Raw genomic sequence first — 20,542 nt, forward strand, 5'->3', positions numbered from 1 at the left:
CATATAATATTCTATGAGCAGGTACGATCATTCAGCTCATAAGAATATACTCATAAAAATGTAGAAATATAATATTTTTATTATGACCTATTTTTTACCCAAAGCCCGCAGCATGGCTCTATGCCGCATATCCCTTGGTATACGCGTACAAAATGTTGCCATAAAACACGTTAATTAAGGATAACACGATGAAGTCATCTCATTTTTGTAAACTGGCAGTAACTGCATCTTTAGTTATGGGAATTGTCTCCGGCGCTCAAGCCGCGGGTAGCAACACAGCGAAGGTCACTTTCCTTGGTAATATTGTTGATTCCCCCTGCTCTGTCACATTGGATACGGAAGATCAAACAGTCAATATGGGTTCAAGTATCGGTAATGGCACGCTGAGTAATGGTAAAACGACCATCAACAATGCCCGTACCTTTCATATCGATCTTGAGGGTTGTACCTGGGCTACCGAGAAAAATATGAATGTAGTATTCACTACAGGTAGTGGAACCACAGCGGCTACAGGCGCCACGGATAATCTCGCGCTGATGAAGACTGACGGCACTGGCGCTATTAGCAACGTAAGCCTGGCAATCGGCGATGCTGGCAAAAACAATATCAAACTGGGCGATACCTATACACAGGCCATTGCGGACCTGGACGGAGATACCATTCTTGATGAGAAGCAAAGCCTGAATTTCACCGCCTGGCTGGTTGGCGCAGCAACCGGCACCGTAGGCACAGGTGAATTCAGCAGCGCCGCCAACGTCACTATCTCTTACCTGTAATTCAGTTAACAGAGTCACGACGATAATACCCTGCCGCTTTAGGTAGGGTATTCCTGTTGAGTTTTATTGCGGAATATATTTGATGAATAACACATGGAAAAGTGTTCTTTGCCCAATAGCGTGCGGAGTGGGAATGCTTCTAAGCGCCTCCCCTTATAGCGCGTCAGGCAAAGACATCGAATTTAATACCGATTTCCTCGATGTAAAAAATCGCGATAACGTTAACATTGCACAGTTTTCTCGTAAGGGTTTTATCCTGCCAGGCGTCTACCTTTTACAAATTAAAATTAACGGACAGACTCTGCCGCAGGAATTTCCTGTTAACTGGATTATTCCAGAACATGATCCACAAGGAAGTGAGGTTTGCGCAGAACCAGAATTAGTTACGCAATTGGGTATAAAGCCGGAACTCGCGGAAAAACTCGTCTGGATAACGCACGGTGAACGACAATGTCTGGCGCCAGATTCACTGAAAGGCATGGATTTTCAGGCTGACCTGGGACACTCCACGCTGCTGGTGAATTTACCCCAGGCGTATATGGAATACAGCGATGTCGACTGGGACCCACCCGCCCGCTGGGATAATGGTATTCCCGGCATCATTCTGGATTACAACATTAATAATCAGCTCCGCCACGATCAAGAAAGCGGCAGCGAAGAGCAAAGCATCAGCGGCAACGGGACATTAGGCGCGAACCTGGGCGCATGGCGACTGCGGGCCGACTGGCAGGCCAGCTACGACCATCGTGACGATGACGAGAACACTTCCACCCTCCACGATCAGAGCTGGAGCCGCTACTACGCCTATCGCGCACTACCGACGCTCGGGGCCAAACTTACGCTGGGCGAAAGCTATCTCCAGTCCGATGTTTTCGACAGCTTTAACTATATCGGTGCCAGCGTCGTTTCTGACGATCAGATGCTGCCGCCGAAACTGCGCGGCTATGCGCCGGAGATCGTGGGCATTGCGCGCTCTAACGCAAAAGTCAAAGTCTCCTGGCAGGGGCGCGTACTGTATGAAACGCAGGTGCCCGCAGGACCGTTCCGTATTCAGGATCTCAACCAGTCCGTTTCCGGTACGTTGCACGTCACCGTGGAAGAGCAGAACGGTCAGACCCAGGAGTTTGACGTTAACACCGCATCGGTTCCCTTCCTGACGCGCCCCGGCATGGTGCGCTACAAGATGGCGCTGGGCCGCCCGCAGGACTGGGATCATCACCCCATTACCGGCACATTCGCCTCGGCGGAAGCTTCGTGGGGGGTCACCAACGGCTGGTCGCTATATGGCGGCGCAATTGGAGAAAGCAGCTATCAGGCCGTGGCGTTGGGAAGCGGTAAGGATCTTGGCGTGGTGGGCGCGGTGGCGGTCGACATTACGCACTCCATCGCCCACATGCCGCAAGACGACGGGTTTGACGGCGAAACTCTGCAGGGTAACTCATATCGCATCAGCTACTCCCGTGACTTTGATGAAATCGACAGCCGACTAACCTTTGCCGGATACCGCTTCTCAGAAAAGAACTTTATGAGCATGAGCGACTATCTGGATGCGAAAACCTATCATCATCTCAATGCCGGTCACGAAAAAGAACGCTATACGGTCACCTATAACCAGAACTTCCGTGAACAGGGCATGAGCGCCTATTTCAGCTACTCACGCAGTACCTTCTGGGACAGCCCGGATCAGAGTAACTATAACCTGTCTCTTTCCTGGTACTTCGACTTAGGGTCGATAAAAAATCTCAGTGCGTCGCTGAACGGCTATCGCAGCGAATATAACGGTGATAAAGATGATGGCGTCTATATCTCGCTGTCTGTTCCCTGGGGCAATGATTCCATCAGCTACAACGGTACGTTTAACGGTAGTCAACACCGTAATCAGCTCGGCTATTCCGGCCACAGCCAGAACGGCGATAACTGGCAGCTTCACGTCGGGCAGGATGAACAAGGCGCGCAGGCAGACGGTTATTACAGCCATCAGGGCGCGCTGACGGACATCGATCTGAGCGCGGATTATGAAGAAGGATCGTACCGTTCACTGGGCATGTCGCTGCGCGGCGGCATGACTCTGACCACCCAGGGCGGCGCGCTACACCGGGGAAGTTTAGCGGGCAGCACACGTTTGCTGGTTGATACCGACGGCATTGCGGACGTCCCCGTTAGCGGTAACGGCTCACCAACCTCAACCAACATTTTCGGCAAGGCCGTGATTGCGGATGTCGGAAGCTATTCGCGCAGCCTGGCGCGTATCGATCTGAACAAATTGCCGGAGAAGGCGGAAGCTACTAAGTCGGTTGTGCAGATCACGCTCACCGAAGGCGCCATCGGCTACCGTCACTTTGACGTGGTCAGCGGCGAGAAAATGATGGCGGTTTTCCGGCTGGCAGACGGCGACTTCCCACCGTTCGGCGCCGAAGTGAAAAACGAGCGCCAGCAGCAGTTGGGCCTGATGGCCGATGACGGCAACGCCTGGCTGGCGGGCGTAAAAGCCGGGGAAACATTGAAAGTCTTCTGGGATGGCGCGGCGCAGTGTGAAGCATCACTCCCGCCCACGTTTACACCGGAGCTATTGGCCAACGCGCTATTGCTGCCGTGCAAAATGCTGGAAGGTCAGCCCCCCACCGCACCGCAGAAAAGTTCTCCGCTGCCTGCGCAACCGCTAATCCAGGAACATACGCAAACCGATGGCCAACCGGCCGCGCCGGTGGCGACAACCACTCAAACCCCGCCCATACCGCTGGCTGACAACCATGCGGTGAATCGCAAGGATATGGAATAAAGGGAATCTGTAATGAACAAGACCAACCATTTTAAGCGCCAGGCGCTTATCGCTTCGGTATTACTGGCTGCGCCGCTGGTATCGCACAGCGCGATTGTGCCAGATCGTACCCGCGTTATTTTTAACGGCAATGAAAATTCAATCACCGTCACGCTGAAAAACGGCAACGCCACTCTGCCCTACCTCGCACAGGCGTGGCTGGAAGACGATAAGTTCGCCAAAGATACCCGCTATTTTACCGCCCTGCCGCCGCTGCAGCGTATTGAGCCAAAATCCGACGGGCAGGTTAAAGTCCAGCCGTTACCAGCCGCGGCTAGCCTACCGCAGGACCGGGAAAGTCTGTTTTATTTCAACGTGCGGGAAATTCCGCCGAAAAGCGATAAGCCTAATACGCTCCAGCTGGCGCTGCAAACGCGTATTAAGTTTTTCTACCGCCCGGTAGCCGTCGCCCGGCAGGTGGATAAGACGCACCCGTGGCAGACGAAGCTCACGCTGACCTACCAGGGCGATGGTGTGATCTTCGACAACCCCACACCGTTTTACCTCGTCATCAGCAATGCCGGTAGCAAAGAGAACGAAACCGCCTCCGGCTTTAAAAACCTGCTGATTGCCCCGCGTGAAAAAGTGACCTCTCCCATCAAAGGTGCCTCGCTCGGCAGCTCACCGGTGGTGGGCTACGTCGATGATTACGGCGGCCATCGCCTGCTGGTTTTTACCTGCTCAGGGAATACCTGCAAGGTCAATGAGGAAAAAACCCGTGACGCTGAGAAGAAAGCGAATAAGTAATCCTGTGCGAAAGAGATCCATGACGATGTTGACTCGCTGGAAAATACTGGTGCTGCTGTGCGGTGGATTCGTTACCGGCACCGAGGCTGCCGGCACAAAAACCGTGCAACTGGAGCTGCATCTGGTCGTCACTCAACCACCGCCCTGTACGGTAGGCGGCGCTTCCGTAGAGTTTGGCGATGTCCTGACCACCAAAGTTGGCGATGTTTCTCAAACGAAACCTGTGGGCTACAGCCTGAACTGCGATGGCAGAGCGAGTGACTATCTGAAGCTACAAATTCAGGGGAGCACTACCACCATCAGCGGGGAGCAGGTTCTGCAAACTTCGGTGCAGGGGTTAGGCATCCGTATTCAGCAGGCGGGCAATAAACAACTGGTTCCGGTTGGCATAACGGATTGGCTGAACTTCACCCTGAGCGGCAGCAATGGGCCGGAGCTGGAAGCCGTACCGGTTAAAGAGCCCACCACGCAGTTAGCGGGTGGCGATTTTAACGCCAGTGCGACGTTAGTCGTGGATTACCAGTGATGGAGAGATTCATAGTGAAAAGGGTGCTTATCCTGACGCTTTTAATCACCCAGTTTGCCTGCGCCGACAATTTGACCTTTCACGGCAAACTGATAAACCCGCCCGCCTGTACTATCAATAATGGTGAAACGCTGGAGGTCAGTTTTGGTAGCGTGATTATTGATAATATTGACGGCGTCAATTACCTGACCGAGATCCCGTGGACCCTTACCTGCGACAGCAGCTTTCGCGATGACGCATTAACTTTTACGTTGAGCTATCTGGGCACGGCGACGCCTTACTCCGCAAATGCCTTAACCACCAATGTCCCTGAGCTGGGCATTGAACTTCAGCAGAACGGCACGGTGTTTCCTCCCGGCACGTCGCTAACCATCGATGAGTCATCGCTTCCCACACTAAAAGCCGTGCCGGTAAAACAGCCAGGTAAAGAGCCTGCCGAAGGCGATTTTGAGGCTTTTGCCACGTTACAGGTGGATTACCAATGAACCGTATTTTTCAAACTGCCGGGCATTTGATCGGAGGCGTAATGTTATGGGCGGTTTGCAATACGCTACCTGCCGCCACGCCTAATGTGCACTACAGCGGTAAGCTGGTTGCCGGCGCCTGTAACCTGGTAGTGGATAATGACACGATGGCAACGGTGGATTTTCATACTATTGGCAGTGACAATTTCGACGCCAGCGGGCAAACGACTCCTGTTCCATTCACACTTAGCCTCCAGGATTGCAAAACAGCGCTAGCCAACGGCGTGCTGGTGACCTTTCAGGGCGTTGAAGACAGTACTCTGCCCGGACTGCTGGCGCTGGAGCCCTCGTCGGAAGCCAGTGGTTTTGCGATTGGCGTGGAAACGGCTGCACAGCAACCAGTGAGTATCAATGTAACAGTGGGTACAGCTTTTGTGCTGAAGGAAGGGATTACCACCATCAACTTGCAGGCCTGGCTGCAAAAATACGCTGGTGAAGATGTTATGCCGGGGGAATTTTCGGGTAGCGCAACAGTGAGTTTTGAATATCAGTAAGCTATAGGTAAAATTATAAGGATATGAAATGCAGCGAATTTTATTACAGCTAATACTGGTAATAATATCTGGTTTTTGGTGTATTGCGCTACAATGCGCTGAAGTAAGAACGGATATAGAATATAATTCTCAAATTATTTCACAGTTTGATAGTCTTGGTGCACTGACTGGCGATCCTACACTCGATACCATCCATACCCCATTACCAACAAACATTCATATCCTTTCATCGTGCACTAAGTCAGGTGGAGGCGATGGGGGTGGTTGTACTACTCAAGGTACAATTCCCTATGGACTTGAATCCACCCTTGAGTTTGATCCATCAACTTCTTTCATCAATACAACCGCTGTCGATAACGGTATCACTTATAGTTTTACTGGTGAAGCGGTAAAAGCGACGGCACATGCCGACTGTACGGGTAATCAGGCAACTAACAGCGCAATTTGTGTATGGGATAAATCATTTTCACTTCCCCTCACCTTACTTACCAAACAGAATGGAATAACAATTAACCAGCAAAATCTTACAGTTTCGGTAATACCCGGAGGAGGAAATAATGACACTAATCAATATTCATCCCTTTCCGGCCATATTATTATTGATGAATCGGTAAGCAGTTACGCTAGTTATGAACCGGAAACATCGGGCATTGAGAATCTGAAATTCAAATGGACTGTAACAGTGACAGAAGATACCGAGGGTGATTTCGGTATATGGAACGGATCACTTGTACTTAATGGCTCTCCAGCGTCCACCCTACATCGTTATTTGCCTCCAGAAATATTAGATGCTTCATTTTCTGAAAATACGATAGTGCACAGTACAGAAGTCGCCATGACTGGCGCAAAAAATAATGTCGAGCTAGCCTCTGTATATCTCTACCATGGCAATACGCCATGCGACGATACATCCTTGTGTAACTACAGTCTTAATAAGACGTCGGTTGCTCTTGTATGTCACGATCTGAATGCGCAGCTTGCCTTTAGCAGCACTTGTAATGCTTCAGACACAACACATTGCCTGAACGGCAAAGTAGGTACGATAAATGGTACCTGGGGGAAAGTCAGCATTGATACAACTTGTGCAATCACCGTTTTGATACCCTACGAATAAACACAGGAAAAATGATGACCATAAACAAAAGAATCATAATTTCATTTATTCTATTCATGTGCTTCACCAACAATACATTTGGATCTGGATACGTTAAGATCAATGCCGAATTGAATAATATGGCAGGCAGAGGGGCAGGTACAGCTGATTTAAATAGTGACCTACGGGTTAGAACATCATTATTACCAGAGAATATTGAGATGTTATGTACTGGTGGAAAACTACGTGGCAGTCAGGTAACGTGCGCTCCTGGGCTATGGGTCGATATTGAATCAACGATAACAATGGATTCCAGTATAAGAATGATCATTGGCAGCACTTTTTTCACACTTCCCAATATGACTGAAACCCGCCGGGCCCGCTGTACATCACATGATAATTCCACACTTGATTGTGTCTGGACCAGCAATATCGATGCACAATTAAATATATCACCACTATACGATGCACCAATAATCAAACAAGATTTAAAATTACATATCGAACCATCTTCATATGATTACGCACAATCGCAATATATTGATGGGGAAATAACTTACAACACCAAAAAACATCAAGTATCCTATGACGCTTATAGTATAACTGATTACGGCTTTACAGACCATAATATAAAAACGGAAATTTCGATTATTGACGCCAATTTTGGGACCAGCATTACCACCATTAATGATAAAATGTCATTTTATAGTGACAGCGTACAAATTATCGCTTCAATCGATCCTGAAAATTTAGCTGCTTCTTTTGATAAATACTCAGAAGTAACCTCAATAAATAAAGAATTTAGTGGACCAAAAACCAATGAGCTCATTGCAAATATTTTTTTAAGACATGGAAATATGCCCTGTGATGTCTATGAATCAGATTCAATTTGTGCACAAATAATAGATAATGCAACAGTATCAATAGCATGTGATGATAAAAACATGCAGATTGAGGCTATTCCCTGTGATCAAAACAATACTGAATGTGCCCGTTCACAGATGGTAGAACTTCGTGGTACCTGGGGACGAGTCAACATTGACACCGATTGTGCGGTAACCGTATTACTGCCATACGAATAGAAATTTGAACAAAACCGATTTTCATGGAACCATACCAGATATCTGGTAAGCAGATAGCTACCAGATATCTTTATAAAACATCAAGCCGTAGCCCTCGAGTATCTCCCTACATCCCGAATAATATCTGATAGATGATTAATATATCGATCGGCCTGTATTTCGCCAAAATGCTGCCAGCAGTAATGCCAGATATTTTCCAGATCTTCACTGGCCTTTGGCGTTAATTTTACCGTTCTCATCGGGTTTGATCATCCCTGTTTTGACCTTCCGTAAAAAGGCATCCTTTTCCCAGGCCTGCGGCTCTCCGCTGTTCAGACCTTCAGCCAGAAGTTCACATAACGCCTGAAGTCGTGACTCGGCCTGTTTTTCCCTCAGCAGACGAAGAGACTCTCTGATCACTTCACTTTGTGTTCTGTAATCACCTGATTCTATGAGCGATTCAATAAACTCACGCAGTTCATCGCCAGGATCAACGGTCATTGTTCTGGCCATAACAGCCTCCACTGTAAGTATAAATCTTACATAAGAGTACACCGGAAATGAAATGTACGTCGAAAACATACCCCATATCTCATGCTTATGGGGTTGGCTAATGCGGCTTTGCTGAACGAGTAGCAAAGCCGCTACATTATTACTGTCTAGGGTTTACCCCCCGTGCAGTCGCCGTGCATCAATCACATCCGGCACCTGGTTCAGCTTACCGAGCACGCGGCCCAGCACCTGCAGGTTGTAGATCTCGATGGTCATATCAATGGTGGCGATCTGCTGTTTAATGTCGCTGCGGCTGGCGACGCCCAGCACGTTGACTTTTTCGTTAGCCAGAATGGTGGTGATATCGCGCAGCAAGCCGCTGCGATCGTTGGCCTGAACGCGCACCACCAGCGAATATCCCGCCGAGTAGCTCTCGCCCCATACCGCCTCTACGATCCGCTCCGGCGCATGGGAGCGCAGTTCCGCCAGCTGTTCGCAGTCGGCCCGGTGCACGGAAATCCCCCGCCCCTGAGTAATGAAGCCGACAATTTCATCCCCCGGAATCGGCTGGCAGCAGCGGGCGATGTGGTGCATCAAATTACCCACGCCTTCTACCACCACGCGCCCGTCGTCTTTACGACGATTTTGCGGCGCGTATGTTTTTTGCTGAAGCTGTTTCAGCGCCGCTGCATCCTGCTCCTCTGCACTCGGCTTATTGAACTGCGATTGCAGGAAATTCACCATCTGATTAAGACGGATATCGCCGCCGCCTATCGCCGCCAGCAACTCTTCCAGCTCATTAAAGTTGTAGCGCGGCAGCAGATGTTTCTCGGCCTCTTTCAGGCTAATCCCCAAATGCGCCAGCTCATCGTCGAGGATCTGCCGTCCAGCCAGGATATTTTTGTCACGGTCCTGTTTACGGAACCAGGCGTGAATTTTCGAGCGTCCGCGGCTGGTCGTCACATAGCCCAGGTTTGGATTCAGCCAGTCGCGGCTGGGATTCGGCTGCTTCTGCGTGATAATTTCAACCTGATCGCCCATCTGCAACTGATAGGTGAATGGCACAATACGGCCGCCGATTTTAGCGCCAATGCAGCGGTGCCCGACATCGCTGTGGATGTGGTAAGCAAAATCGAGCGGCGTAGATCCGGCAGGCAAGTCAACCACGTCGCCTTTTGGCGTAAAAACGTAGACCCGATCGTCAAACACCTGGCTGCGCACTTCATCCAGCATTTCGCCGGAATCGGCCATCTCTTCCTGCCAGGCGATCAGCTTACGCAGCCACGCAATTCTGTCTTCATGACCGGAACGCACGCCGCCGGACGCGGCGCCTTCTTTATACTTCCAGTGTGCCGCCACGCCCAGTTCGGCGTCTTCATGCATCTGTTTGGTACGGATCTGGATCTCAACGGTTTTACCGCCCGGCCCCAGGACCACGGTGTGGATAGACTGGTAACCGTTCGGTTTGGGGTTAGCGACATAATCATCGAATTCATCCGGCAGGTGACGATAGTGCGTATGCACTATCCCCAACGCGGCGTAGCAGTCCTGCAGACGTTCAGCGACAATACGCACGGCGCGCACGTCAAAGAGTTCATCAAACGCCAGATGCTTTTTCTGCATTTTGCGCCAGATGCTATAAATATGTTTTGGTCGTCCGTAGACTTCCGCCTGCACGCCTTCGTTTTTCATTTCGGCGCGCAGATGTCCAACAAACTCTTCGATGTAATGTTCGCGATCGAGACGGCGCTCATGCAGCAGTTTGGCGATGCGTTTGTATTCCGCCGGATGCAGGTAGCGGAAACAGTAGTCTTCCAGTTCCCACTTCAGTTGCCCGATGCCCAGACGATTAGCGAGCGGCGCATAGATGTTGGTACATTCTTTCGCCGCCAGCACGCGCTCATCTTCCGGCGCCTCTTTCACTTCGCGCAAATGAGCGATTCGCTCGGCCAGTTTGATCACCACGCAGCGGAAATCATCCACCATCGCCAATAACATTCGACGGACGTTATCAACCTGCTCCGAAGAAACAGAGTCGTTATGAGTGGCGTTTAGCTGACGGATCGCCGCCATATCGCGCACGCCATGAATCAGGGTAACGATAGATTTCCCGACGCTTTCGCGCAGTACATCTTCGCTGACTACGTTGGCGTCGGCCAGAGGGAACAGTAGCGCCGCCCGCAGCGTGTCGATATCCATACTCAGCGTGGAAAGAATTTCTACCATCTCCACGCCACGCCACAGCAACAGATCCGCATCCGGATGTCCTTGTGTCTGTTGCAGGCAATACGCCCAGGTTTCGGCTAAGCGCTCACACGACTGCTGGCTGGAAATTCCCAGGCTTGCGATCCACTTCTTCGGATCAAATTCACCAGCTTTATTAATATGTGCACTTCTTACCGCGACCATCGTCCTCTCCTTAAGGGACCAGGCCTACCGAAGTCGGTAAGCCGGTAATCATTACATGCGCTCGAACAGAACCATTGATTCCAGATGTCCTGTGTGCGGGAACATGTCGAGCATCGCTAAACGCGTAACCTCATATCCCGCATTGACCAGCGCTTCACTATCGCGCGCCAGCGTCGCCGGGTTACAGGATACATAAACAATGCGAATAGGTTTTAATTTTATAATATGTCGCATCACTCCTGTAGCCCCCGCACGCGCAGGATCGAGTAAGACTTTGTCAAAGCCGTTTTTCGCCCACGGCTGCTTCGTGACATCTTCCTCCAGGTTCTCATGGAAGAATGTCACATTATGTAAACCATTGCGGATGGCGTTTTCACGGCCTTTTTCTACCAGCGCCGGAACGCCCTCAACCCCAATCACGCTTGCCGCGCGCGTTGCCAGCGGCAGCGTAAAATTCCCCATTCCGCAGAACAGATCCAGGACACGATCCTCGGCGCGCACATCAAGCCACTCCAGCGCGCGGGCGACCATTTGCTGGTTTACCGCCTCATTAACCTGAATAAAGTCTCGCGGACTGAAGGCTAAACGTAAGCCGTGCGAATCATACCAGGGCGCCTCGCCAGATACCGTTTCCAGTATCTCGCTAAACGGCGCCAGAAACAGAGACAATCCCTCAGAATGCGAAAAGCGTTCCAGTTTTTCTTTATCCGCCGCACTTAATGGCGCGGTATGGCGCAGAATCATCAGCGTACCGCTTCCCGCCTGTACCAGCTCAACATGCCCAAGATGTCGGGTGCCGTGTAAACTCGCCAGACACGCCCTGATTCGGGGCAGCAATGCTTCAAGCTGGGGCGCCAAAACGGGGCACTGTTCGACATTGACGATATCGCTGGAACCCGCTTTGCGAAATCCCATTTGCAGCGGTTTATCCGACGGGCAATTCAGACTTAACCGCGCACGACGCCGATAACCCCAGGGCGCGCCGGCGATGATGTCATTCACCTCGTGTTTCATCAAACGCGCCAGCGCCGCGCTTTTGCTGCGTTGTTGCAGGGTGATGCTGACATGCTGTTGCTGACAACCGCCGCAGACGCCAAAATGCGGGCAGCGCGGCGTTTCTCGTTCCGGGCTATCATTCAAACGGCGCGAAACGCGTGCGCGGGCAAATTGCTTTTTATCTTCTGTAATAATGACTTCTGCGCTTTCCTCAGGCAATAAACCGGGGATAAACAGCGCCTTTCCGTTATGACGGGCTACGCCCTGACCAAATGAATCGAGGTCATTGACTTTAACGGTTATGATCTGACGCGTCGTCACGCGCCGTTTTGCAGAGTAGAATTGCGCCATCGACCAGCTTTTTCTCAATTTAACAGTGTGACCCTAATTGTCCCATAACGGAACTCCATGACCAACTACAGCCTGCGCGCACGCATGATGATTCTGATCCTGGCCCCGACCGTCCTGATAGGTTTGCTGCTCAGTATCTTTTTTGTAGTGCACCGCTATAACGACCTGCAGCGTCAACTGGAAGATGCCGGCGCCAGTATTATTGAACCGCTCGCCGTCTCCAGCGAATATGGTATGAACTTACAAAACCGGGAGTCTATCGGCCAACTTATCAGCGTCCTGCACCGCAGACACTCTGATATTGTGCGGGCGATTTCCGTTTATGACGATCATAACCGCCTGTTTGTAACGTCTAATTTCCATCTGGACCCCTCACAGATGCAGCTTCCCGCCGGAGCGCCGTTTCCACGTCGTCTGAGCGTCGATCGCCACGGCGATATTATGATTCTGCGCACCCCGATTATCTCGGAGAGCTATTCGCCGGACGAGTCAGCGATTGCCGACGCGAAAAATACCAAAAATATGCTGGGGTATGTGGCACTTGAACTGGATCTCAAGTCGGTAAGGCTACAGCAATACAAAGAGATTTTTATCTCCAGCGTGATGATGCTTTTTTGTATTGGCATTGCGCTGATCTTTGGCTGGCGGCTTATGCGCGATGTCACCGGGCCTATCCGTAATATGGTGAATACCGTTGACCGCATTCGCCGCGGACAACTGGATAGCCGGGTGGAAGGATTTATGCTGGGCGAGCTGGACATGCTGAAAAACGGCATTAATTCCATGGCGATGTCGCTTGCCGCCTATCACGAAGAGATGCAGCATAATATCGATCAGGCCACCTCGGACCTGCGTGAAACCCTTGAGCAGATGGAAATCCAAAACGTTGAGCTGGATCTGGCGAAAAAGCGCGCCCAGGAAGCGGCGCGTATTAAGTCGGAGTTCCTGGCGAACATGTCGCACGAACTGCGAACGCCGCTGAACGGCGTCATTGGCTTTACCCGCCTGACATTAAAAACGGAGCTGAACCCCACCCAGCGCGACCATCTGAACACCATTGAACGTTCCGCGAATAATCTGCTGGCGATCATTAATGACGTGCTTGATTTCTCCAAGCTGGAAGCCGGTAAGCTCATTCTGGAAAGTATCCCTTTTCCACTGCGTAATACGCTGGATGAAGTGGTTACGCTGCTGGCCCACTCGTCGCATGATAAAGGGCTGGAGTTGACGTTAAATATTAAAAACGACGTCCCGGATAATGTGATTGGCGACCCGCTGCGCCTGCAACAGGTCATTACTAATCTGGTGGGTAATGCCATTAAGTTCACCGAGAGTGGCAATATCGACATTCTGGTAGAAAAGCGGGCGCTTAGTAACACCAAAGTACAGATTGAAGTGCAGATCCGCGATACGGGGATCGGCATTCCGGAACGCGACCAGTCGCGACTGTTTCAGGCGTTTCGCCAGGCCGATGCCAGTATTTCTCGCCGTCACGGCGGCACCGGGCTTGGGCTGGTGATTACGCAAAAGCTGGTCAACGAAATGGGCGGGGATATCTCTTTCCACAGCCAGCCTAATCGCGGCTCGACCTTCTGGTTTCATATTAATCTTGATCTTAACCCAAATGTCATTATTGACGGGCCGTCGACCGCGTGTCTGGCCGGGAAACGGCTGGCTTATGTCGAACCGAATGCTACCGCCGCGCAATGTACCCTGGATCTACTGAGCGACACGCCGGTGGAGGTGGTTTACAGCCCGACCTTCTCCGCGCTGCCGTTAGCGCACTACGATATTATGATTTTGAGCGTTCCGGTGACCTTCCGCGAGCCGCTCACTATGCAGCATGAACGTCTGGCGAAAGCGGCGTCAATGACGGACTTTCTACTGCTGGCGCTACCTTGCCATGCGCAAATTAACGCCGAAAAGCTGAAACAAGGAGGCGCGGCGGCCTGTCTGTTAAAACCATTGACGTCAACGCGCCTGTTGCCAGCGCTGACGGAATATTGCCAGTTGAATCACCATCCTGAACCGCTGCTAATGGATACCAGTAAAATCACCATGACGGTTATGGCGGTTGATGACAATCCCGCCAATCTGAAGCTTATCGGCGCGTTACTGGAAGATAAAGTCCAGCACGTAGAACTTTGTGATAGCGGACATCAGGCGGTAGATCGGGCGAAACAAATGCAGTTTGATCTGATTTTGATGGATATTCAGATGCCGGATATGGACGGCATACGCGCCTGCGAATTGATTCACCAGCTTCCTCATCAGCAGCAAACACCGGTTATTGCCGTTACGGCACATGCGATGGCCGGGCAAAAAGAGAAGTTGCTCAGCGCGGGCATGAACGACTATCTGGCTAAACCGATAGAAGAAGAGAAGTTGCATAATCTGTTGCTGCGCTATAAACCTGGCGCCAACGTAGCAGCGCGCCTGCTGGCGCCGGAACCGGCTGAGTTTATCTTCAATCCGAATGCAACGCTCGACTGGCAGCTTGCGCTCCGCCAGGCTGCCGGTAAGCCCGATCTGGCGCGGGATATGCTGCAAATGCTGATTGATTTTCTGCCGGAAGTGCGCAACAAAATTGAAGAACAACTGGTGGGAGAAAATCCCAACGGCCTGGTCGATCTGGTCCATAAGCTACACGGGAGCTGCGGCTATAGCGGCGTACCGCGGATGAAGAACCTTTGCCAGCTTATTGAGCAACAGCTTCGCAGCGGCGTCCACGAAGAGGAGCTGGAGCCTGAGTTTCTGGAGCTGCTGGATGAGATGGATAATGTCGCGCGTGAAGCGAAGAAGATATTAGGCTGATATTCGCCGGATGGCGGCGTGACCGCCTTATCCGGCCTATAACTCAGCGTAACTGTTGCCCCGCTTTCAGCGTTGCAGCCACGTTGCGCGCGGTCATTCGTACGTTTTCACTCGCATTCTTCAGCGCGTCCTCCAACGTGCAGATGGTATAAATCACGCTGAAAACGGCATCAAGCCCATGTTCATGAACCACGCCAACGTCCGCCGTCAGGCTACCCGCAATACCAATTACCTGCTTGTTATACCGTTTGGCGATGTTTGCCACGCCAATAGGGACTTTACCGTGAATGGTCTGGCTGTCGATGCGCCCCTCGCCGGTGATGACTAAATCAGCATCCGCAAGACACGCTTCCAGATGAAGCGCATCGGTGACAATCTCAATACCACGCCGTAGCTGCGCGCCGCAAAACGCGTATAACGCCGCCCCCATGCCGCCTGCCGCGCCGCCGCCTGCCAGATCCAACACATCGACATGCAGATCGCGGGCAATCAAATGCGCATAGCGAGTCAATGCCGTATCCAGGCGTTCAATCATTTCCGGCGTCGCCCCTTTTTGCGGACCAAAAACCGCAGACGCGCCCTCTTTGCCGGTAAGGGGATTCGTGACATCGCAGGCGACCTCTATATGACACGCCGACAAACGCTTATCCAGGCCGCTGATATCAATGCTGGCGAGTGTTTCCAGCCCAATGCCGCCTTGCACAATATCATTGCCCTGCGCATCCCGTAGCCTGGCCCCCAGCGCCTGCACCATCCCCGCGCCGCCATCGTTGGTGGCGCTACCGCCGATACCAATAATGATATGCTCAACGCCCGCATCCAGCGCATGACGGATCAGCTCGCCGGTTCCCCATGATGTGGTCTTCAACGGATCGCGTTGCGCGGGCGGTACCTGCTCCAGCCCACTGGCGGCCGCCATTTCAATGAACGCGGAACGCGCATCGCCGGAAAGCCCATAAAACGCATTGACGCGATGCCCCAACGGCCCGGTGACCTCAACATGCACGATTCGACCCGCCGTCGCTTCAACCATCGCTTCGACAGTACCCTCTCCGCCATCAGCCAGCGGCAATTTCAGGTAATCGGCGTCAGGCCAGATCTCGCGAAATCCTTGTTCAATGGCGGTCGCGACCTCAAGAGCACTCAAACTTTCCTTATACGAGTCTGGTGCGATCACTATTTTCATAAGTCGTCCTTACGCATGTTGATCCTGTTAAGCATACACCCAGAGAAGAACCGGTTCCTTACGGAACCGGCTCTGACTTAACGCACCATGCAAGGACGCTTATTATCAAACGTCCAGCCAGGAATTAAGTACTGCATTCCCATCGCGTCGTCACGCGCGCCTAAGCCATGCTTTTGATAGAGCTCATGCGCTTTCATCACCTGATCCATATCGAGCTCAACGCCCAGACCCGGTTTGGCCGGTACTTGCACCATGCCGCCTTTAATTTCAAACGGTTCTTTAGTCAGACGTTGGTTGCCTTCCTGCCAGATCCAGTGGGTATCGATCGCGGTGATCTTGCCCGGCGCCGCCGCGGCAACATGGGTAAACATCGCCAACGAAATATCAAAGTGGTTGTTAGAGTGCGATCCCCAGGTCAGACCGAACTCATGACACATTTGCGCCACGCGTACAGAGCCTTGCATAGTCCAGAAGTGCGGGTCCGCCAGCGGGATATCTACAGATTGCAGCGACAGCGTATGCCCCATTTGACGCCAATCGGTCGCTATCATATTGGTGGCCGTCGGTAATCCGGTCGCGCGACGGAATTCCGCCATCACTTCACGACCAGAAAAACCCTGCTCCGCGCCGCACGGATCTTCTGCATAGGCCAGAGAACCTTTCAGGTATTTACCAATGCTGATCGCTTCGTTCAACGACCAGGCACCGTTTGGATCGAGCGTAACGCGCGCTTGTGGGAAACGTTTCGCCAGCGCCACGATTGACTCGGCCTCTTCTTCGCCCGCCAGCACGCCGCCTTTCAGTTTGAAGTCGTTGAAGCCGTATTTTTCATAGGCGGCTTCCGCCAGACGTACTACCGTTTCCGGCGTCATCGCCTCTTCATGGCGCAGACGATACCAGTCGCATTGCTCATCCGGCTGGCTCTGATACGGCAGCGGCGTGGCCTTGCGATTGCCGACAAAGAACAGATAACCCAGCATTTCGACTTCGCTGCGCTGCTGACCGTCGCCTAACAGCGAAGCGACGTTGACGCCCAGGTGTTGGCCCAAAAGATCAAGCATTGCCGCTTCAATACCAGTCACCACATGGATAGTGGTACGGAGATCGAACGTTTGTAAACCGCGTCCGCCCGCATCGCGATCGGCAAACTGGTTGCGAACGGCGGTCAGGACATTTTTATATTCACCCAGCGTTTTTCCCACCACCAGTGGGATCGCATCTTCCAGCGTTTTGCGGATTTTTTCGCCGCCCGGAATCTCGCCGACCCCGGTATGGCCGGAGTTATCTTTAATAATGACGATGTTGCGCGTGAAGAACGGGGCGTGCGCGCCGCTCAGGTTCATCAGCATACTGTCATGACCCGCAACCGGGATAACCTGCATTTCAGTCACTACAGGCGTCGTAAATTGAGTACTCATAACTGTGTCCTTATTCAGAATTAGTGACGACCAAAAACAGGGCGTTTGCGGTCAAAAGTCCAGCCGGGGATCAGGTATTGCATCGGGCCTGCATCATTACGCGCGCCGCCTGGCAGCGTTTTATACGCGTCATGCGCTTTTCGCACCTGTTCCCAGTCAAGCTCCACGCCCAGTCCTGGCGCATCCGGAACGGCAATTTTGCCGTTTTTAATTTCCAGCGGATTTTTAGTCAGGCGGCAATCGCCCTCCTGCCAGATCCAGTGCGTATCAATAGCGGTGGGTTTGCCTGGCGCCGCCGCGCCGACATGGGTAAACATCGCCAGTGAAATATCAAAATGGTTATTCGAATGGCAGCCCCAGGTTAGCCCCCAGTCATCGCACAGTTGCGCCACGCGAACGGCGCCGGTGAGGGTCCAGAAATGCGGATCGGCAAGAGGAATATCTACCGCGTTGAGCATCACCGCGTGTCCCATTTCACGCCAGTTGGTGGCAATCATATTGGTCGCCACCGGCAGTCCTGTCGCGCGGCGGAACTCCGCCATGACTTCACGACCAGAGAATCCTTGCTCCGCGCCGCACGGATCTTCCGCGTAGGTCAGTACATCATTCAGCCCTTTGCACAACGCAATGGCTTCATCCAGTAGCCAGGCGCCGTTCGGATCCACGGTAATACGCGCGTCCGGGAAGCGTTTTTTTAGCGCGCGAACGGTATCAATCTCTTGTTCGCCCGGCAGCACGCCGCCCTTGAGTTTAAAATCTTTAAAGCCGTAGCGATCCTGAGACGCTTCCGCCAGCCGCACGACCGCGTCGCTGTTCAGCGCTTCCTGATGGCGCAGGTGATACCATTCATGACTGCCCGGCGTGCTTTCCAGATACGGCAGATCGGTTTTAGTGCGATCGCCAATATAGAAGAGATAGCCCAGCACGGTGACGGCATCGCGCTGTTTACCGGGCCCTAACAGTTCACAGACCGGCACATTAAGCGCCTGTCCCAGTAGATCAAGCAGCGCCGCTTCCAAAGCCGCCACCGCGTTAACCCGCAGTTCAAACGTCCATGCGCCTTTACCAAAGGTGTCAAAATCAGCGGCCTGGTTGCCTTTATGCACCTGCTGCACCACTTTGTTCAGGCGGGCGACTTCCTGGCCTAATACCATCGGAATAGCATCGACCAGCGTCTGATAAATCACTTCTCCGCCCGGCGCCTCGCCGACGCCAGTATGCCCGGCGTTATCGGTGAGGACGACGATGTTACGGGTGAAGTACGCGTTATGCGCGCCGCCGATGTTGAGTAGCATACTGTCATGTCCGGCAACCGGAATGACCTTCATGTCCGTAATAACGGGACTGGATTGCGTTGTCATGATAATTGTCCTGCGACAGGTTTCAGTTCAATACGCTTAATATCACCTACCAGCACCAGATAGCTGATGATGGCCACCAGGGCATGTACGCCGACATAGATCAACGCGCCGTTGAAGGAACCGGTGGTGCCAACGATGTAACCAATCGCGATTGGCGTCACAATACCGGAGATATTGCCGAACATATTAAACAAGCCGCCGGAAAGACCGCTGATCTCTTTCGGCGCGGTATCCGCCATTACTGCCCAGCCCAACGCGCCGATACCTTTACCGAAGAAGGCCAACGCCATAAAGCCGATGATCATCCATTCCACGTTCACATAGTTACAGAACACCATAACCATTGACAGCAACATCCCCAGCACAATCGGCGTCTTACGCGCGATATTCAGGGAGCCAGTACGACGCATCAGCCAGTCGGAAATGATGCCGCCCAACACGCCGCCGATAAAGCCGCAGACTGCAGGAACCGAGGCGACAAAGCCCGCTTTGAGAATCGACATGCCGCGCGCCTGGACCAAATAGACCGGGAACCAGGTAATAAAGAAATAGGTCAATGCGTTAATACAGTACTGACCGATGTAAACGCCAATCATCATACGAGAGCCCAGCAGCTGTTTGATCTGGCCCCATTTGACGCTAAACGGTACTTTCGCTTTGGTGTCTTTCTGATCCATATTGATCAGCGCGCCGCCTTCTGCGATGTACTCCAACTCTTTCTTATTTACGCCCGGATGGTTATTTGGTTCATGGATAACTTTCAACCAGATAAAGCTGATGATGATCCCTAACCCGCCCATAAAGAAGAAGACATGCGACCAGCCCACTTCGTGCGTCAGCCAGCCCATAATTGGCGCGAAAATAACCGTGGCAAAGTATTGCGCGGAGTTAAAGATGGCCACCGCCGTTCCCCTCTCCTGCGCCGGGAACCAGGCTGCAACAATGCGACTGTTGCCCGGGAAAGAAGGCGATTCCGCCAGACCAACCAGGAAACGAAGCGTAAAGAGGGCGACAATAATGCCGAAACCACTAAAGATATCGACAAAACCCTGCAACAGGGTGAAGACTGACCAAATGAAAATAGACCAGAAATAGACGCGTTTGGAACCAAAGCGGTCCAGCAGCCAGCCGCCCGGGATCTGCCCGATAACATAGGCCCATGAAAAAGCAGAAAAAACATAGCCCATACCTACCGGATCAAGGCCGATATCTTTGGCCATTTCTGAGCCGGCAATGGACAATGTGGCGCGGTCGCCGTAGTTGAAGGATGTGACGATAAACAGCATCACCACTATCCAGTAGCGGGCGTTCGTGCGTTTCTCCGCACTGCTCGCCGCGTGACTTAATGAACTCATTGTTGCACTCCTGAAATTTCGCGTTAGCTACGCTCACTCTGAACTGCACAACCGGTAGGGAATCAGAGATAACGTTTCCTTGTTGCAGCTTTTATTAGGTCGTTTGCTTTGCACGCTGCAT

General features: G+C 52.2%; 16 protein-coding genes and 1 pseudogene. 9 read left to right on the plus strand and 8 right to left on the minus strand.

What is annotated here, in order from left to right; translation table 11 throughout:
- Positions 1-188: 188 nt before the first annotated feature.
- From ACH0WD_RS03925 to ACH0WD_RS03960, 8 genes are all read left to right on the plus strand, one after another.
- Positions 189-776, plus strand: a complete 588-nt coding sequence (locus ACH0WD_RS03925; protein WP_000842512.1) for a fimbrial protein — start codon at positions 189-191, stop codon at positions 774-776.
- 82 nt (positions 777-858) lie between these two features.
- Positions 859-3,555: a fimbrial biogenesis outer membrane usher protein gene (locus tag ACH0WD_RS03930; protein ID WP_071591118.1), complete on the plus strand. Its 2,697-nt coding sequence runs from the start codon at positions 859-861 to the stop codon at positions 3,553-3,555.
- Positions 3,556-3,567: 12 nt separating this feature from the next.
- Positions 3,568-4,341 (plus strand): fimbria/pilus periplasmic chaperone, encoded by a 774-nt coding sequence (locus ACH0WD_RS03935; protein WP_001044459.1) that lies wholly within the window; start codon positions 3,568-3,570, stop codon positions 4,339-4,341.
- A 19-nt stretch (positions 4,342-4,360) separates the two neighbouring features.
- Positions 4,361-4,867 carry a fimbrial protein gene (locus ACH0WD_RS03940; RefSeq protein ID WP_000178262.1) on the plus strand — a complete coding sequence of 169 codons (507 nt, stop codon included), beginning with the start codon at positions 4,361-4,363 and terminating at the stop codon, positions 4,865-4,867.
- Positions 4,868-4,881: 14 nt separating this feature from the next.
- Positions 4,882-5,352 carry a fimbrial protein gene (locus ACH0WD_RS03945; RefSeq protein WP_000832396.1) on the plus strand — a complete coding sequence of 157 codons (471 nt, stop codon included), beginning with the start codon at positions 4,882-4,884 and terminating at the stop codon, positions 5,350-5,352.
- On the plus strand, positions 5,349-5,885 hold the full coding sequence (locus ACH0WD_RS03950) for a fimbrial protein (protein WP_001079647.1): 537 nt from the start codon (positions 5,349-5,351) through the stop codon (positions 5,883-5,885). The genes ACH0WD_RS03945 and ACH0WD_RS03950 overlap by 4 nt, the downstream gene beginning before the upstream one ends.
- 28 nt (positions 5,886-5,913) lie before the next feature.
- Positions 5,914-6,999, plus strand: coding sequence for a hypothetical protein (locus ACH0WD_RS03955; RefSeq protein WP_001188945.1), 1,086 nt, complete (start codon positions 5,914-5,916; stop codon positions 6,997-6,999).
- An 11-nt stretch (positions 7,000-7,010) separates the two neighbouring features.
- Positions 7,011-8,060 carry a hypothetical protein gene (locus ACH0WD_RS03960; protein ID WP_023135214.1) on the plus strand — a complete coding sequence of 350 codons (1,050 nt, stop codon included), beginning with the start codon at positions 7,011-7,013 and terminating at the stop codon, positions 8,058-8,060.
- A gap of 119 nt (positions 8,061-8,179) precedes the next feature.
- On the opposite strand, the pseudogene ACH0WD_RS03965 reads toward ACH0WD_RS03960, so the two are convergent.
- The 4 genes and pseudogenes from ACH0WD_RS03965 to rlmD all read right to left on the minus strand — a co-directional run.
- A pseudogene (locus ACH0WD_RS03965) lies at positions 8,180-8,299 on the minus strand (type II toxin-antitoxin system RelE/ParE family toxin); the annotation flags it as partial.
- Positions 8,265-8,621, minus strand: coding sequence for a type II toxin-antitoxin system ParD family antitoxin (locus ACH0WD_RS03970; RefSeq protein ID WP_023785404.1), 357 nt, complete (start codon positions 8,619-8,621; stop codon positions 8,265-8,267). The pseudogene ACH0WD_RS03965 and the gene ACH0WD_RS03970, both read right to left, overlap by 35 nt.
- 84 nt (positions 8,622-8,705) lie before the next feature.
- On the minus strand, positions 8,706-10,940 hold the full coding sequence (relA, locus tag ACH0WD_RS03975) for a GTP diphosphokinase (RefSeq protein WP_000226841.1): 2,235 nt from the start codon (positions 10,938-10,940) through the stop codon (positions 8,706-8,708).
- Between the two features lie 51 nt (positions 10,941-10,991).
- The gene (gene rlmD / locus ACH0WD_RS03980; RefSeq protein ID WP_000046862.1) at positions 10,992-12,287 is read right to left on the minus strand and encodes a 23S rRNA (uracil(1939)-C(5))-methyltransferase RlmD; all 1,296 of its coding nucleotides are present in this window, start codon (positions 12,285-12,287) and stop codon (positions 10,992-10,994) included.
- Between the two features lie 57 nt (positions 12,288-12,344).
- Here rlmD and barA point away from each other — a divergent pair, with 57 nt between their 5' ends.
- A complete protein-coding gene (gene barA, locus ACH0WD_RS03985; RefSeq protein WP_000186398.1) occupies positions 12,345-15,101 on the plus strand; it encodes a two-component sensor histidine kinase BarA in 2,757 nt (918 codons plus the stop codon).
- Positions 15,102-15,144: 43 nt separating this feature from the next.
- Here the strand turns inward: barA and ACH0WD_RS03990 are convergent, their stop codons facing one another.
- The 4 genes from ACH0WD_RS03990 to gudP form a co-directional block, all read right to left on the minus strand.
- Positions 15,145-16,287, minus strand: coding sequence for a glycerate kinase (locus ACH0WD_RS03990; protein ID WP_000706487.1), 1,143 nt, complete (start codon positions 16,285-16,287; stop codon positions 15,145-15,147).
- A 77-nt stretch (positions 16,288-16,364) separates the two neighbouring features.
- Positions 16,365-17,705: a glucarate dehydratase gene (gene gudD, locus ACH0WD_RS03995; RefSeq protein WP_000107112.1), complete on the minus strand. Its 1,341-nt coding sequence runs from the start codon at positions 17,703-17,705 to the stop codon at positions 16,365-16,367.
- A 20-nt stretch (positions 17,706-17,725) separates the two neighbouring features.
- Complete coding sequence (locus ACH0WD_RS04000; protein ID WP_000211795.1) at positions 17,726-19,066, minus strand: enolase C-terminal domain-like protein; 1,341 nt, start codon at positions 19,064-19,066, stop codon at positions 17,726-17,728.
- Positions 19,063-20,421 carry a galactarate/glucarate/glycerate transporter GudP gene (gene gudP / locus ACH0WD_RS04005; protein WP_000097015.1) on the minus strand — a complete coding sequence of 453 codons (1,359 nt, stop codon included), beginning with the start codon at positions 20,419-20,421 and terminating at the stop codon, positions 19,063-19,065. The genes ACH0WD_RS04000 and gudP overlap by 4 nt, the downstream gene beginning before the upstream one ends.
- Between the last annotated feature and the right edge of the window lie 121 nt (positions 20,422-20,542).

It is taken from the genome of Salmonella sp. 2020_1395 (assembly GCF_043848115.1).
Lineage (GTDB): Bacteria > Pseudomonadota > Gammaproteobacteria > Enterobacterales > Enterobacteriaceae > Salmonella > Salmonella enterica.